Source organism: Variovorax sp. PBL-H6 (genome assembly GCF_901827155.1).
In the GTDB taxonomy this organism is placed as follows: Bacteria; Pseudomonadota; Gammaproteobacteria; order Burkholderiales; family Burkholderiaceae_C; genus Variovorax.
On record NZ_LR594659.1, the window covers coordinates 3,309,393 to 3,324,630 of the forward strand.

Annotated in this window: 14 protein-coding genes and 1 riboswitch; all 14 genes read left to right on the top strand. The window is 63.7% G+C overall.

What is annotated here, in order from left to right:
• The first annotated feature begins 516 nt into the window (after window positions 1–516).
• A complete protein-coding gene (locus G3W89_RS15510; RefSeq protein ID WP_162575025.1) occupies window positions 517–1,350 on the top strand; it encodes a lytic transglycosylase domain-containing protein in 834 nt (277 codons plus the stop codon).
• 37 nt (window positions 1,351–1,387) lie between these two features.
• Window positions 1,388–1,515, top strand: a riboswitch (ZMP/ZTP riboswitch).
• Between the two features lie 42 nt (window positions 1,516–1,557).
• A complete protein-coding gene (glyA, locus tag G3W89_RS15515) occupies window positions 1,558–2,802 on the top strand; it encodes a serine hydroxymethyltransferase (RefSeq protein WP_162575026.1) in 1,245 nt (414 codons plus the stop codon).
• A 19-nt stretch (window positions 2,803–2,821) separates the two neighbouring features.
• Window positions 2,822–3,265 (top strand): transcriptional regulator NrdR, encoded by a 444-nt coding sequence (gene nrdR, locus G3W89_RS15520; protein ID WP_106558758.1) that lies wholly within the window; start codon window positions 2,822–2,824, stop codon window positions 3,263–3,265.
• Window positions 3,266–3,421: 156 nt separating this feature from the next.
• Window positions 3,422–4,024: a type IV pilus modification protein PilV gene (gene pilV, locus G3W89_RS15525; protein ID WP_232076557.1), complete on the top strand. Its 603-nt coding sequence runs from the start codon at window positions 3,422–3,424 to the stop codon at window positions 4,022–4,024.
• Window positions 4,021–5,016, top strand: a complete 996-nt coding sequence (locus G3W89_RS15530) for a PilW family protein (protein WP_269474964.1) — start codon at window positions 4,021–4,023, stop codon at window positions 5,014–5,016. The genes pilV and G3W89_RS15530 overlap by 4 nt, the downstream gene beginning before the upstream one ends.
• A gap of 71 nt (window positions 5,017–5,087) precedes the next feature.
• A complete protein-coding gene (locus G3W89_RS15535; RefSeq protein WP_332107444.1) occupies window positions 5,088–5,654 on the top strand; it encodes a pilus assembly PilX family protein in 567 nt (188 codons plus the stop codon).
• A gap of 18 nt (window positions 5,655–5,672) precedes the next feature.
• Window positions 5,673–10,109, top strand: a complete 4,437-nt coding sequence (locus G3W89_RS15540; protein WP_162575029.1) for a pilus assembly protein — start codon at window positions 5,673–5,675, stop codon at window positions 10,107–10,109.
• Window positions 10,109–10,573 (top strand): type IV pilin protein, encoded by a 465-nt coding sequence (locus tag G3W89_RS15545; RefSeq protein WP_162577494.1) that lies wholly within the window; start codon window positions 10,109–10,111, stop codon window positions 10,571–10,573. Before G3W89_RS15540 ends, G3W89_RS15545 begins: the two co-directional genes overlap by 1 nt.
• The gene (locus G3W89_RS15550; protein ID WP_162575030.1) at window positions 10,570–11,181 is read left to right on the top strand and encodes a GspH/FimT family pseudopilin; all 612 of its coding nucleotides are present in this window, start codon (window positions 10,570–10,572) and stop codon (window positions 11,179–11,181) included. Before G3W89_RS15545 ends, G3W89_RS15550 begins: the two co-directional genes overlap by 4 nt.
• A 37-nt stretch (window positions 11,182–11,218) precedes the next feature.
• Window positions 11,219–12,316 (top strand): bifunctional diaminohydroxyphosphoribosylaminopyrimidine deaminase/5-amino-6-(5-phosphoribosylamino)uracil reductase RibD, encoded by a 1,098-nt coding sequence (gene ribD, locus G3W89_RS15555; RefSeq protein WP_162575031.1) that lies wholly within the window; start codon window positions 11,219–11,221, stop codon window positions 12,314–12,316.
• A 45-nt stretch (window positions 12,317–12,361) separates the two neighbouring features.
• The gene (locus G3W89_RS15560) at window positions 12,362–13,015 is read left to right on the top strand and encodes a riboflavin synthase (RefSeq protein WP_162575032.1); all 654 of its coding nucleotides are present in this window, start codon (window positions 12,362–12,364) and stop codon (window positions 13,013–13,015) included.
• Window positions 13,012–14,175 (top strand): bifunctional 3,4-dihydroxy-2-butanone-4-phosphate synthase/GTP cyclohydrolase II, encoded by a 1,164-nt coding sequence (gene ribBA / locus G3W89_RS15565; RefSeq protein ID WP_162575033.1) that lies wholly within the window; start codon window positions 13,012–13,014, stop codon window positions 14,173–14,175. The genes G3W89_RS15560 and ribBA overlap by 4 nt, the downstream gene beginning before the upstream one ends.
• A 28-nt stretch (window positions 14,176–14,203) precedes the next feature.
• Complete coding sequence (ribH, locus tag G3W89_RS15570; protein WP_162575034.1) at window positions 14,204–14,674, top strand: 6,7-dimethyl-8-ribityllumazine synthase; 471 nt, start codon at window positions 14,204–14,206, stop codon at window positions 14,672–14,674.
• 9 nt (window positions 14,675–14,683) lie between these two features.
• Window positions 14,684–15,217: a transcription antitermination factor NusB gene (gene nusB, locus G3W89_RS15575; RefSeq protein ID WP_162575035.1), complete on the top strand. Its 534-nt coding sequence runs from the start codon at window positions 14,684–14,686 to the stop codon at window positions 15,215–15,217.
• Window positions 15,218–15,238: the final 21 nt, after the last annotated feature.

The following is a 15,238-nucleotide window of genomic DNA, read 5'->3' on the forward strand; positions in this document are numbered from 1 at the left end:
CGGGCTCGATGGCGGGCGCCACGCCCATGCCATCTTTTCGCTCGACCGGAAGTTGGATTGTTCCGGTCATGCTGGCGGCAAGAGATTGCCGCCGTTTGGGCCTCGGCCACTGAACCGTTCGAGGCTTGCTCTCCTGGTCACCGGACCTCGGTTTAACGCCTGAGGATTCAGGCCGACACAGCGTAATCCCACTCTGAGGAGAATGCAAATAGAAGCTTTTCAATGGTCAGATCTATTCAATTTCGATCACCCGCCTAAGCTATCGATAGCATAAAGCGGAGCCTCCTTATTCTTGACCGGGTATTAAGCGCCTCCTAGAATTCGCGCTATCCGAGCCGCCCACCTGCTGGCCGGTTTTGTCCTACACCCGCTGCCGAATACTTTCGGCTTAATCAGGAAGTCGCGATCCAACCCTCTCGCGCGGCACCTGACTCGTACCAATCCACAAGCGCTGCCGCCTTCGACCATTGCCATTCAGGCTGTGCGACTTGGGCGCCGCACAAAGGAGGAAGAGCGATGAAACAGGCGTTTGATGCCACAGCCCGTGGGCTGCGGACTTTCATGTCCGACGTGGCCGAAGGCTTATTCGAAGTGACCCACAACGGCTTTGCCCTGCTTGGGTTGGCCATCGTGTTCGGCGTTCTCGCGCTGGCCGCGCGTCCGGATCTGCGCCAGTCGGGCGAAGAGCAACTGATGGGCTGGCTCCAATCGCGCAAGCCGCCACCCGAGGTCTCCGACCTGGAACCCACGGCCATCGATCGCACGACGGCGGCCAGCCCCCTCGAGCTGCCGAAACCACAGGCTGCGGTTGCCTACTGGCTAAGCAAGAAGTACCGCGTGGCCGTCGAGCCATTGAGCGTGCTGGTGTCAGAGGCTTTCGAGATCGGCAAGCGCACCAAGCTCGATCCCACGTTGATCCTGGCGATCATGGCCGTCGAGTCCAGCTTCAATCCCTTCGCCCAAAGCCATGTCGGTGCCCAGGGCCTGATGCAGGTAATGACCCAGGTGCATGGCGAGAAGTACGAAAGCGCCGGCGGCACCCTGACCGCCTTCGACCCAGTCACCAATATGCGCGTCGGCGTCAAGGTTCTGCAGGAATGCATAGCACGGGCGGGTTCGCTCGAAGGCGGCCTCAAGTACTACGTCGGTGCAGCCAACCTGCCGGACGACGGCGGATATGCGGGCAAGGTGATGGCTGAGCACGCACGGCTGCAGCTAGTGATCACAGGCCGTGCACCCTCCACCGCGCCCACGCCGCCCGGCATGCGCGCGCAGCCCATGCCGGTGGTGGCGCCGGCCAAGCCGGAGGGCACCAGCCCGCAGAAGGTGGCGCTGGCATCGGACCTTTAGGCTTTTCGCGGCGGGGCCCGAAGCCGTCGGCTACACTCGCACGGCACGCGACTGGCGATAGGCGCAGCACCTCTTCAGGTGCCATGCGCTGACGTGGATGACCACTGGGAAGCGTGCCGCCTGCAGCGCACGGCAGGCGTTCCGCCGTTCGCCTGGGCAGCCCTTGTTTGGTTGAAGAACAAGGACCATCCGTCTTAAAGGACTGCCATGTACAACCGCCAGACCCTGGTCGAACAGACCGATCCCGAAATCTGGGCCGCCATCCAGGCCGAGCACACTCGCCAGGAACAGCATATCGAGCTGATTGCGAGCGAGAACTACGCATCACCGGCCGTCATGGCCGCGCAAGGCTCGCAGCTCACCAACAAATACGCCGAGGGCTATCCCGGCAAGCGCTACTACGGCGGCTGCGAGCATGTCGATGTAGCCGAACAGCTGGCCATAGATCGAGTCAAGCAGCTCTTCGGTGCCGATGCTGCCAACGTGCAGGCCCATTGCGGCGCCTCGGCGAACGAGGCCGTGATGCTGGCCTTCCTCAAGCCCGGCGACACCATCATGGGCATGAGCCTGGCCGAAGGCGGCCACCTGACCCATGGCATGCCGCTCAACATGAGCGGCAAATGGTTCAACGTCGTGAGCTACGGGCTCAACGACAAGGAAGAAATCGACTACGACGCGATGGAACGCAAGGCGCACGATGCCATGCCCAAGCTGATCATCGCGGGCGCCTCGGCCTATTCGCTGCGCATCGACTTCGAGCGCTTCGCCAAGGTCGCCAAGGATGTCGGCGCCATCTTCATGGTCGACATCGCCCACTACGCAGGCCTGGTCGCGGCCGGCGTGTACCCCAATCCCGTCCCCCATGCCGACGTGGTGACCTCCACCACCCACAAGAGCCTTCGCGGCCCGCGTGGCGGCATCATCCTGATGAAATCGCAGCACGAGAAGGCGATCAACAGCGCTATCTTTCCGGGCCTGCAAGGCGGTCCGCTGATGCACGTGATCGCGGCCAAGGCGGTGGCCTTCAAGGAGGCGCTGTCGCCGGAGTTCAAGACCTACCAGCAGCAGGTCGTGAAGAATGCGCAGATCGTGGCCGAGACGCTGAGCGCACGCGGGTTGCGCATCGTCAGCGGTCGCACGGAAAGCCACGTGATGCTCGTCGATCTGCGTGCCAAGGGCATCACAGGCAAAGAGGCCGAGAGCGTGCTGGGCAGTGCTCACATGACGATCAACAAGAACGCCATTCCCAACGACCCCGAGAAGCCAATGGTGACAAGCGGCGTGCGCATCGGCACGCCGGCCATGACCACGCGCGGCTTCAAGGACGAAGAGGCGCGTGCCACCGCCAACCTGATCGCCGACGTGCTGGACGACCCGCGCGATGGCGCCACGATCGAGGCGGTCCGCGCCAAGGTGCACGCGCTGACCAGCCGCTTCCCGGTCTACCGCTGATCCTGCACATGGCGTCCGCATGAAGTGCCCTTTTTGCGGTCATCTGGAAACGCAGGTCGTCGAGACCCGCGTGTCGGAGGATGCTGACTTCGTGCGGCGCCGCCGTCAGTGCGGCACCTGCGAAAAGCGCTTCACCACCTATGAGCGGCCAGACGTCAACTTCCCGGTGGTGGTCAAGAAGGACGGCAGCCGCGCCGACTTCGACGCGAAAAAAGTCCGCGCCTCGATGATGCTGGCGCTGCGCAAACGCCCGGTAAGCATCGAGCAGATCGACCATGCGCTGTTGCGTATCGAGCAGAAGCTGTTGTCGAGCGGATTGCGCGAAATCGAATCGACCAAGGTCGGCGAGCTCGTGATGCGCGAGCTCAAGCGCATGGACAAAGTGGCTTACGTGCGCTTTGCCTCCGTCTATCGCAGCTTCGAGGACGTGGACGAGTTCAGGCAGTTGCTGCGCGATATCTGACTTTCTGACAAAAGCTCGTCGCCATCGTCAGATGGCGCCAGAGTCCCGGGCTCGGCGGCTCGACAAAGCCGCTCGGCGGCTCCCTCTATCTACTTCCCCCCTTCCAGAATCGCCGGCTGAGTCGCCACCTCGGCGACAGATCTTCTGGAGGTGATCGTGCGATCGAGCATTCAAGGGCGCAGCCGGACGACGGGCTTTTCGTTGATCGAAGTGCTTGTCGCGCTTGTCGTCCTCTCATTCGGGTTGCTTGGCATGGTCGGTATGCAGGCAATGGCCTTGCAGAACAACCGCGAAGCACGCCTGCAGTCCGTTGCCGTCGACTTGGCGCGCGAACTCGCCGAAATGATGCGAGGCAACAAGGATGTCTCAATGTTGGCGACTGCCAACCCTTATGTGGGCAACTTCTCCGGCACGGCCCTGGCGCCTGCGACCAAGTCTTCCTGCCTTTCGGTCGGCTCCAATTGCAGCGACACGACTGAGGTGGCCCGTGCCGAAATTACTGAATGGCTCGCTCGTGTCGAAACGAATCTTCCAGGCGCGCGCGTGACGATCTGCCCGGATTCGGCACCCTACAACCCCGCAGGACTGCCGCAATGGGCCTGCACATCGAACGCGGCCACCGACGTCATGGTCGTCAAGATCGGATGGAGTCGCATGTCGACGAATGCGAGTGCCGCCACGCAGGACCGAGTCATCCGAGCCAACGACGATAGTCAACCGGGCGTCATCCTGACCGTGACGGCGGGTAGCACGACGTGAAGAGATCGCCGACCCTACCCCGCCGTCGCCAGGAGCGCCGCCGCCTGGCCGGCATGACGCTTGTCGAGTTGCTCGTCGCAATGGCGCTCGGCTTGCTCGTCACCCTCGCGGCCACTGCCGCTCTGGTTGTCGCACGCCGCGGCTTCACGACCGTTGACGCGGCGTCGCAATTACGCGACAACGCGCGCTTTGCTACCGACGCCATTCAGCGTCTAGCAGTTCAAGCGGGTTACAGGGACCTCTCCTACGCTGCCAGTCGACGCGGTAATGCCATCGGCATCAGCGCCGATCCCGTGCCGAACATATCCGGTTTCGACAATGGCATAGCGAATAGGACTTCCGCGGACACGGTCACCGCACGCACCGCCAGCGACGGCTATGGCGATGTGCTGATCCTGCGTCATCAGGCCAGCGAGACCTTCCCGGGCTCAGGCGAGATCGACGCGTCCATGATCGATTGCGCCGGCTATACCGCCGATGCGCTGGCGGCAAACCGAGACGATATGCGCACGAGCATTTTCTTCGTGGCCTCGTCCAATGACGGCGAGCCGACGCTCATGTGCTACCGATCGAAAAACGGTTCTCCGCCTTTCGCAGGGTCCGTACCGCTCGTGCGAGGGGTGGAAAACTTCCAGGTGCTGTATGGCGTGGATGGCGTAATCGCCAAAACTGCCATCGATCCCACCAACATCAGCATGAAGGCCGACACCGTACCGGAGAAGTACCTGCGTGCCGAGCAGCTCACAGTGGCGGGAAACGATGTGGCGACGCGCGCCAATTGGCGGCGCGTGCGCAGCCTGCGGATTGGACTGGTCCTGCGAAGCGAGGTCGGGGCGACACAGGAACTGAAGACCCAGACGCTGTATCCCCTCGGTGGGCCCGCCTTCGGCTCGAGCGACGACGTGGGAACGATCTTCACGGCCCCAGCCGACGGCAGGGTACGGCAGGTCGTGAGCTTCACCGTTCATTTGCGGAACGACCAAGGGTTGTAAAGATGCGTTGTTCCTCACTTTCCCTTCCCGGTGCGTCCCTTTGCCCCGCGCGCCGGCAAGGCGGTGCCTCGTTGATCGTGGTACTGCTCATCCTGATCGTCGTGTCGATCCTTGGTGTCGGCGGCGCGCAGATCGCCTTGCAGGCCGAGCACGGCGCTCGCAACGACCGCGACATGCAAATTGCCTGGCAAGCAGCCGAAGCCGCCCTGCAGGACGCGGAGTTCGATATCCACGGTCCCGGAGTCACCAGTCGCAGTGCCATGCTGGGCTCGATGCCGAACCCTCTGGATTTCGTCCAGGACTGCGGCAAGGCCAGCGACGGAGTCAAAAGGGTGGGGCTTTGCGCACTTGTCCAAACCGGAAAGCCTGCCTGGCAGACCGTGAACTTCACCGCCACCGATGCCTCTGCACGCACGGTCAAGTTCGGCACCTTTACCGCGAGAGACTTTGCCTCCGGCGGTGGAACGCTTACTGGCGTCCAGCCCTTCCAGGCGCCGCGTTACGTGATCGAGCCCATCCCGGATCCGGACAACCGCAATCTCTCTTTGTCCAACGCCTACATCTACCGAATCACCGCGATGGGGTTCGGCCCGCGCCAGGACATCCAGGCCGTCACTCAAATCATTTACAGAAACTAGTGCGAGGCGCTGATGCTTATGCTTGATCTTCTCCGCAACCCCGTGGGCCGGTCTGGCCGCCGGCTACGCCCGGGTCTGCAGCGCCTGCTCGTAGGGCTCGTCATACCGGCCGTCGCCATCGTCTTATCGATCGCCGTGCGTAGCCAGACTGCCGCGCCCTCAATCCCGCCGGTGTCGCTTTCGAGCGACCCACTCTTTTCGACAACGTCGGGCGACAAGCCCGCGCTGGCTCTGGCGCTTTCGGTCGAATTCCCTACTGCTGGCGCGCAGTATCTAAAGGGACCCAACGACGCCACCGACGACAGCTACAGCAACACCAACGAATACCTCGGCTACTACGATGCCGAGTCTTGCTATGCGTACAACGACAAGCCCACTGAAACACCTCGGGCCGGTGAGAGCCTCTCGGACTACAAGCGCTTCGACCGCACAGGCGCAGCGACTCAACGCATGTGCGAGGACGCATTCAGTGGCAACTTTCTGAATTGGGCCAGCAGTTCGGCAGTCGACATGTTGCGCCTCGCCTTGTCAGGAGGCGACCGCTCCATCGACCGTGAAGATCTGACCATTCTGCAACGGGCGTACATCAGCAATGGCGACCCGTTCTGCGCCTGGAACACAAGCACGTTCCCGGCCAAGCAGTTGCTGCGCAACGGCGGCAATGCAGGCGCGTACTGGGGTGCGGTGCCGATCGCGATGCGCACAGCAGCGGGCTCCAACGACATCTGGATTGCCAGCGCGCTGAACCAGATCTATTTTGGGACGGCGAGAAGCGGTGCTTGCGGGAGCACCGACACTCTCGCATACACGCTCGGGGCGCCGGCAAATCTATATCTACCAGCGCTGGGGCCGGTGCAGATCCGTAGCCAGGCCCTGCCCAGCGACGCGTCGGTCTGCGCGGGGGAAGGCGATATCTGCTTGGTTGCGGGTATCAGGGAGGTCTGGTACGGCGCCGACACGCGCTGGGCGGTAGCCCCAGCGACGGGCACGATCGGGTGCGGCGGCATAGGCGGCGATCCCGCTCCCGGCGTCTACAAGCACTGTTACACGCGCAGCTATTCCGGTACATGGTCGCCGCCTGCTTCGCCACCGACAACCGGGCCACCGGCGCTCAACACCGACGGTTTCTTCTACTCTCGCGTCAAGGTTTGCGATCAAGACAGCGACGGAGCGTTAGTCGACGAGCGCGGCTATCCCTTCTGTACTCGCTATCCGAACGGCAAGTACAAGCCCACCGGCACCATACAGAAGTACAGCGATTCCCTGCGCCTGGCCGCGTTTGGCTACGCATTGGACCAGACCCCGACCTGCTGCAACGGACGCTATGGCGGCGTGCTGCGCGCTCCGATGAAATATGTCGGCAGCAAGACCTTCGATGAGTATGGCCAGGAAAACACGCCTGCAGGCGGAAATCCGGCGTCCGAGTGGGATATGACCACGGGCATCTTCAAACCGAATCCCGACGGCGACACATCGCAGACTCCGGCCATCAGTGGCGTTGTCAACTACCTTAACAAGTTCGGCCGCACGGGCAAACCGGGGCGCTACAAGATCTACGACCCGATCAGCGAGCTCCACTACGAAGCGCTGCGGTACCTGCAGGGCTTGCCGCCCAGCCCCGATGCCATCAGCAATCTCACGCCGCAGATGTACGACGGCTTTCCAATCTACACCGACTGGTCCGCGCACGATCCCTATGCCAATCGGCCAGCCAACGGCAACTATGCGTGCCTGAAGAGCAATATTGTGATGCTCGGAGATATCAACAGCAACGACTCCTACCGCTATTCGCGATTCCCCGCGTTCAACGCTGCCGGAAATGTCCCGAATTTCACGGCATGGTTCAACACCGTTGCCGCCTTTGAGAACGGTACCGCACTCTCATACATCGATGGCCAGGGCCAGCCACGTACGACCAGCAATCCCAACGCGCCCAACCCAACCGCTCTCGACCGCAATAAGTTCGCCCTCGTGGGCCCAGCATATTGGGCCAACACCCATGACATACGGGGCACTGGCTGGACAGAGGCCCCCAACAAGCAACGCCCAGGATTGCGCGTGAAAACCTTCGCCTTCGACGTCAATCAATACGGCACGGGAAACGACGCCGCCAATCGCCGCAATCGGAACCAGCTATTCACGGCTGCAAAGTATGGGGGCTTCGAGTCGAACTTCTCCTCGAAAGCCGTCGACAAGCCGTACAACAACTGGGGAAACCCTTTCGTAAACGAAGATGGAGTCGCCAACAACGATGTCTGGCAAGACCCTACCCGTCCCGGCGAGCCCAATTCGTTTTTCCTGCAAAGTGATGCGCGGGGCATATTGCGCGCGTTTGACAGCATCTTCGCGATCGCGTCGACGCAGGCACGAAGTATTGCAGGCGCCGCAACTCGATCTTCCAGCCTGACGGAGGGCGTGGACAACGCAATCTTCCAAGCGGAGTTCGATACAACGAACTGGAGCGGCGACCTGCTCGCGCTCCCCCTGTCGTTGGACGCAGCCAACGCGGTGTCGATATCCGAAACCCCAAGTTGGCGCGCAGACGACCAGTTGAACAAAAGAGTCAACGCTGTTGCCGACCGCAACATCGTCGTGGGCAGACCAGGTGCAACGACCGTCCCTGCCGCTTCGTCCTTCACCTGGGACGACATTGGCACCGACCTGCAGCAGGCCCTCAACAAACCGGGTCCGTCCTCCGTGGCCGACGGCCTCGGGAAGGATCGTCTTGCCTTCATTCGAGGTGACCACTCCAAGGAAGGTACCGTGTTCCGCAACCGGCAGGGCAAACGGCTTGGCGACATCATCAATTCAGGTGTCACGTATTCGGGCAAGCCCAGCAGCACCATCAATTCGACCACCTACGCTGGGTTTGCCAGCACCAACGCAAGCCGCACGCCCGCGGTGTTCGTCGGTGCCAACGACGGCATGCTGCATGCGTTCGACGCCGACACAGGTGGCGAGCTGTTTGGGTATATCCCGAGCTGGCTCGGCCCCAAGCTCTCGTCGCTCACCAGCAAGACCTATCTCAGCAACCACCAGAGCTTTGTGGATGCCACTCCCGTCGTGGCCGAAGCGCAAGTTGGCAGTGCCAACGCGAGCACGGACTGGAAGACAGTGCTGGTCGGAGGCACCGGCGCGGGAGGGCGAGGCGTGTATGCGCTCGACGTGACCGACCCCTCAACGTTCTCGGCTGCCAACGTGATGTGGGAATTCACCCCCGCCGACGACATCGACCCCAATGACAGCAACTACAGCCTTGGCAACGTCGTCGGGCGTCCGGAGATCCTGAAGTTCCGCACCAGCGCACCCGACGCCAGCCCCACCTTCAAGTGGTTCGCCGTGGTGGCCAGCGGTGTCAACAACTATGTGCCGGACTCCGAGGGCCGATTCAGCGAGACGGGCAAGCCCGCTGTCTATCTCCTGGACTTGGCCAAGCAGCCAGGTGCAGCCTGGTCGCTGGGCACCAACTACTACAAGATCTCCTTTCCTACCGACAGCGCGCTGAGCGCTACGAAACCCACCGGCGTCGTGAACTTCAAGGCGGCCCTCGGGGCTCAACAGGAAGTCACGAAGCTGTTCGTGGGCGATCTGCATGGGAAGCTCTGGAAGCTGGATTTCCGGCCACACGGATCTTCGAACTGGAACATTGGCAAGCTGTCGGCATTTAACGCCGGCTCCGACACCAGCCCGCAGCCCTATCCGCTCTACGTGGCCAAGGACGCCAGCGGCGGTGTGCAACCTATCAGCGCTGCGCCGATGCTGGTTCGCGGCGAGGGCAAAGAGTCGATCTACGTTGCCTTCGGCACCGGCAAATACCTGGAAGCCGCGGATCGCGCCTCGACGGGCGGCAACTCGTTCTACGTGATTCACGACGACGGCACGAAAGACCCGGATGGAGGCACCAGCCCGGTAACGAGCGCGATCACGGATCGCGGCCGCCTGAAAGCCGGCACCTTCAACAGCACCACCGGCGCACTCGACGTTCTGCCCTTCGTATGGGGGCGTGCCACCAGCGACACCGACAGCACACAGCGATCCGGCTGGTATTTCGACTTTCCCGATACAGGCGAACGGCAGGTGAGCGGAATTTCACTTGCCCAAGATACCTTGATCTTCAGCAGCCTCAAACCTGACGCCAGTGCCACGACCAGCACCTGTGGTGCCGGGGGTGGCACGGGACGCGAGTACCTCATCAACGTCGACACCGGCGACGGCAATTCAACAGCCTCGACGGTGGGTCTTTTGGGCGAAAGCATCGCCATGACGATCGAATCGGCCACGACGTCGACGACCACCGACAGCACCGGTCGCCGCCGCCGTGTCATCAAGACGCAGACCCTGACCCAAGGTTCGCTGGGCGTGAAAGCCCAGAGCGCCGTCACGTCGGAGCAGATTGCAGGCCGCCTGAGCTGGCGCCAGGTCTACAACTATCAAGATCTGAAGGCGGCTCCATGATGAAATGCCGGCAAGAAGGGTTTACCTTGATCGAGCTGATGATCGTCGTCGCTGTCGTCGCTGTCCTGGCGGCGATCGCCTACCCGTCCTACCAGTCGGCGGTTCTCAAAGGCAAGCGTGCCCAGGGTCGGACAGCCATCCTGGAATTACTGCAGCAGCAGGAACGCTACATGACCCAGAACAACACCTACCTGGCGTTTACCAATTCCAGCGGGGTGACCAATCCCGCAAGCGTTCCATTCAAGACCTTCTCTGGTGACAATTCGACCGGTACGGCTTATCAGCTCTCTGCGGGCAAGTGCGACACCCTTGAGCTGACCGAATGCGTCATGATCACCGCGACTCCGACGCTCACGGACACCGAAGCCGACTCGCTCTGGGCGATGAGTACGGGGGCCCGGAACTGCTCTGGCACCGCCAAAACCACGCCGCCGGCAGCGCCGCCCAAGGTGTGCTGGCCATGAAATCCCGCCTCAGCCGTGTGGCATGTAAGGGTTTCACGCTCATTGAATTGATGGTGACCCTTGCTGTCGCAGCGATTTTGATGGTCATCGCAGCGCCCGGATTCCTGTCTTTTCAGCGCAACTCCGAACTCACCTCCGCCGTCAACGGCTTGGTCGCAAGCATTGCGGCAGCGCGGGGCGAGGCCATGAAGAGCGGAAGGTACGCCATGGTGGTGCCATCGGACGCAACCCACTGGAGCAGCGGATGGGTCGTATTTGTCGACAGGGATGCGGATAACGGATTCACGGAGAGCGCCGACAGCGCGGTGTTGCGGCAGCCCGCATTGCCGAGCTACTTCAGCGTGGAAGCAAACGGCAACGCAAAGGAAGGCCAGACCGATCCGCCCTACATCCGATTCGATCCTTCGGGCTACCCGAAGACCAAGGGGGGTGGCTTTGGCCCCCTGACCATCAGTATTACCCGCAATGACCTGGGCACATCGGCAGCCTTGGACCAGACCCGGCGCGTTATCATCTCCCCCTCTGGTCGAGTACGCTCCTGCCGGCCGTCCAGCGCCACGGATGCCAAGTGCTCTCCCCCACCCGCCAATCCCGACGCCGACGACTGATATCGGCTTTGCCGCCCTTGAGCGCCCCGATAGTGCCATGCGGATGGCCTTGGAACTCGGCGCCGCTGCCAAGACCGTGTCGGACCCCAATCCCCGCGTTGGCTGCATCATCCTCTCGCCCAATGGGCATGTCGTTGGGCAAGGCCACACCCAGTCCGCTGGCGGCCCGCATGCCGAGATAATGGCCCTGCGCAATGCTGCAGCCAAGGGTCATTCAGTAGCCGGTGCCACCGCTTACGTCACGCTCGAACCCTGCTCTCATCATGGCCGAACAGGCCCCTGCTGCGATGCATTGGTCGCGGCAGGCATTCGCAAGGTCGTCGCCTCGCTGACCGATCCGAATCCGCTGGTTGCAGGCCAGGGCTTCGCGCGTCTGCGCGCAGCCGGAGTTGAAGTCGAAGTCGGCCCCGGCGCCGAGGAGGCACGCGAACTCAACATCGGTTTCTTCAGCCGCATGATCCGCAAGACCCCGTGGGTGCGGCTCAAGGTCGCCGCCTCGCTCGATGGCAAGACCGCCCTGGCGGACGGAACCAGCCAATGGATCACTTCCGAAGCAGCCCGCACCGATGGCCATGCCTGGCGCGCGCGCGCCGGCGCGCTACTCACTGGTGTCGGCACCGTGCTCGAGGACGATCCGCGGCTCGACGTGCGCCTGGTCGAGGCGCCACGCCAGCCGCCGCTGGTGGTGGTCGACAGCCAATTGCAGACGCCGCCCAGCGCGCGCATCTTCGAGCCCACCCGACCGGTCTGGATCTACGCCGCGGCCCCGGATGCGGCCGCGCAAGTCGCACTCGAAGCACGGGGCGCCACGATTCGCTATCTTCCCAATTCCCGCGGCAAAGTGGACCTCGCCGCCTTGCTGCGCGATCTCGCCGTGCGCGAGGTCAACGAGCTTCATGTCGAGGCCGGCCACAAGCTCAATGGCTCTCTGTTACGTGAGGGGCTGGTCGACGAACTGCTGTTCTACCTCGCCCCCAAGCTCATCGGCGATGGACTGGGCATCGCAAACCAGCTTCATGCCGCCGGTGCCCTGACCCGGCTGGACCAGGCCATCGCCCTCGAATTCAAGTCCGTCGAGCCCCTCGGCCCCGACCTCCGGATCGTCGCCCGCATCGCCGGTCGCGACCGCTTCTAGTCCGCCCCTCTCAAGCCGGCCTCGCATCTCTGCGAAAATGCCGCGATGTTCACCGGAATCATCACCGGCGTGGGGCGCATCGCCGCCGTCCACGACCTCGGCAGCTCTTCATCACACGGCAAGCGGCTCGGCATCGCGGCGCCTGCCGGCTATCTGGACGACGTGGGCCTGGGCGACAGCATCTCGCTCAACGGCGCCTGCATGACCGTCACGTCCCTCGATCCCGCACAGCAGCTCTTCACCATCGACATCTCGACCGAATCGCTCGACAAGACGGCCGGCCTCGCCGAGACCGGAAATCGGGTCAACCTGGAGAAGGCCCTGCGCGCCAGCGACCGCCTGGGTGGCCACATCGTCTCCGGCCATGTCGACGGCATCGGCATGGTCAGCCACTTCGCGCCGGTGGGGGAAAGCTGGGAGCTGCGTGTGCTCGCGCCACAAGCCCTGGCCCGCTTCCTCGCGTACAAGGGTTCGATCACCGTCAATGGCGTGAGCCTCACCGTCAACAGCGTGAGCGACGGCCGCGACGGCAGCGAGATCAGCATCAACCTCATCCCTCACACCGTCGAGAACACCGCGCTGGGCAGCCTCGAAGCCGGCAGCAAGGTCAACCTCGAGATCGATACCGTGGCTCGCTACGTCGAGCGCATGCTCCAGGCCGGCACGCTGCCTGCCACCCCCAAGGACCCTACGCCATGAACGCTTCCGTCACCCCGATGCCCGCCTCTCGGAGCGCACGGTCGCCCGCCCCCATCTCGCCCATCGAGGAGATCGTGGCCGAGCTGCGCGGCGGGCGCATGGTGATCCTGGTCGACGAGGAAGACCGCGAGAACGAAGGCGACATCGTCATCGCGGCCGACCACATCACGCCCGAGGCCGTCAACTTCATGGCCCGGCATGCGCGTGGCCTGATCTGCCTCACCCTCTCGCGCGAGATGTGCGAACGGCTGCAGCTCCCGCCGATGGTGGCGCGCAACGGCGCCAAGCACTCCACCGCGTTCACCGTCTCGATCGAGGCAGCCGAAGGCGTGACCACCGGCATCTCTGCGGCCGACCGCGCCCGCACGGTGCAGGCCGCCGTTGCGCCCAACGCGGTCGCTGCCGACCTGGTGCAGCCCGGCCACATCTTCCCGCTGCAGGCCGTCGACGGTGGCGTGCTGATGCGCGCCGGCCATACCGAAGCCGGCTGCGACCTCGCCGCGATGGCCGGCTGCTCGCCAGCCTCCGTGATCTGCGAGGTCATGAACGAGGACGGCACGATGGCCCGCCTGTCCGACCTGCAGCTCTTCGCGGCGGAACACGGACTCAAGATCGGCACCATCGCCGCGCTGATCGAGCACCGCAGTCGCACCGAATCGCTGGTCGAGAAAGTCGGCTGCCGCGAGATCCACACGGCCTGGGGCTGGTTCACCGCCCACGCCTTCCGCGACAAGCCCAGCAAGGGCGTGCACCTGGCGCTGGTGCGCGGGCAATGGAACGCAAGCGACACCGTGGACGTGCGCGTGCACGAGCCGCTCTCGGTCCTGGACGCACTGGAAGTCAACCGCTCCTTGCATTCGTGGGGCCTGGATGCGAGCCTGGCGCACATCGCTTCAGAGGGCAAGGGCGTCGCCGTGTTGCTCAACTGCGGCGAGACCGGCGCCGAGTTGCTGTCGCAATTCGACGGCACGGCACGGCCCGCGCAGGCGCCCGAGCGCGGTCGCATGGACCTGCGTAGTTATGGCATCGGTGCGCAGATCCTGCGCGAGTGCGGGGTGCACCGGATGAATCTCCTGGGCACGCCGCGCCGCATGCCCAGCATGGCGGCAGGCTACGGCCTGGAGATCGCCGGTTACCTCAGCAAGGAAAACGAACAATGACCCACAACCCGGGAAGGCAGGACCACTGATGCAGGACGCGAACAAGGGCGGCGCCGTCGCGCTCGACGGCAGGGGGCTGCGCATCGGCATCGTGCAGGCGCGCTTCAACGAGGACATCACCAACGCGCTCGCGAAGGCCTGCCTCGGCGAGCTCGAGCAACTGGGCGTCGCGGCCGAGGACATCGACCGGGTGAGCGTGCCGGGTGCACTCGAGGTACCTCTCGCGCTGCAGGCCCTGGCCGAACGCAACCGCTACCACGCACTGGTCGCGCTGGGCTGCATCATCCGCGGCGAGACCTACCATTTCGAACTGGTGGCCAATGAATCCGGCGCCGGCGTGAGCCGGATCACGCTCGACTATCGGATTCCGGTCGCCAATGCCATCCTCACCACCGAGAACCTCGAACAGGCACTCGCCCGCCAGACCGACAAGGGCCGCGATGCGGCGCGCGTAGCGGTCGAGATGGCGCGGCTGATCGGGTCTACCAACAGGCCCTGACCTCTTTTCATGACCGACGACACCAAGACCAGCGGCGAGCGGCCGCGCCAGTCGCGCCCGGGGCTGACCAGCACGGGCGCCCGCAAGGCCTCCGCCAAATCCACCCGCAGTCGCGCGCGCGAGTTCGCACTGCAGGCGCTCTACCAGCACCTGGTGGGGCGCAATGACGCGGCGTCCATCGACCAGTTCACGCGCGACCTGGCTGGATTCCACAAGGCGGACGCGGCGCACTACGATGCCCTGCTGCACGGCGCCATCGCCTCCGCGCAGGAGCTCGATGCACTCATCGTGCCCCTCCTCGATCGCAAGCTGGAGGAGATTTCCCCCATCGAGCATGCCGTGATGTGGATCGGCGTCTACGAGTTCCAGAACTGCCCCGATGTGCCCTGGCGCGTGGTGCTCAACGAGTGCATCGAGCTGGCCAAGGAATTCGGCGGTACCGACGGCCACAAGTACGTCAACGCGGTTCTCAACGGCCTTGCGCCGCAATTGCGCCCCGCCGAAGTGGAAGCCGACCGCGCGAGCGGCAAGGCACGGCCGTGAGCGCAGCGTCGGGCCGCCCCA

What these genes read in the sequence shown, in the direction of transcription:
- G3W89_RS15510 (WP_162575025.1), top strand. Translation starts at nt 517, where the DNA reads ATGAAACAGGCGTTTGATGCCACAGCCCGTGGGCTGCGGACTTTCATG.
- glyA (WP_162575026.1), top strand. Translation starts at nt 1,558, where the DNA reads ATGTACAACCGCCAGACCCTGGTCGAACAGACCGATCCCGAAATCTGG.
- nrdR (WP_106558758.1), top strand. Translation starts at nt 2,822, where the DNA reads ATGAAGTGCCCTTTTTGCGGTCATCTGGAAACGCAGGTCGTCGAGACC.
- G3W89_RS15540 (WP_162575029.1), top strand. Translation starts at nt 5,673, where the DNA reads ATGCTTGATCTTCTCCGCAACCCCGTGGGCCGGTCTGGCCGCCGGCTA.
- G3W89_RS15545 (WP_162577494.1), top strand. Translation starts at nt 10,109, where the DNA reads ATGAAATGCCGGCAAGAAGGGTTTACCTTGATCGAGCTGATGATCGTC.
- G3W89_RS15550 (WP_162575030.1), top strand. Translation starts at nt 10,570, where the DNA reads ATGAAATCCCGCCTCAGCCGTGTGGCATGTAAGGGTTTCACGCTCATT.
- ribD (WP_162575031.1), top strand. Translation starts at nt 11,219, where the DNA reads ATGCGGATGGCCTTGGAACTCGGCGCCGCTGCCAAGACCGTGTCGGAC.
- G3W89_RS15560 (WP_162575032.1), top strand. Translation starts at nt 12,362, where the DNA reads ATGTTCACCGGAATCATCACCGGCGTGGGGCGCATCGCCGCCGTCCAC.
- ribBA (WP_162575033.1), top strand. Translation starts at nt 13,012, where the DNA reads ATGAACGCTTCCGTCACCCCGATGCCCGCCTCTCGGAGCGCACGGTCG.
- ribH (WP_162575034.1), top strand. Translation starts at nt 14,204, where the DNA reads ATGCAGGACGCGAACAAGGGCGGCGCCGTCGCGCTCGACGGCAGGGGG.
- nusB (WP_162575035.1), top strand. Translation starts at nt 14,684, where the DNA reads ATGACCGACGACACCAAGACCAGCGGCGAGCGGCCGCGCCAGTCGCGC.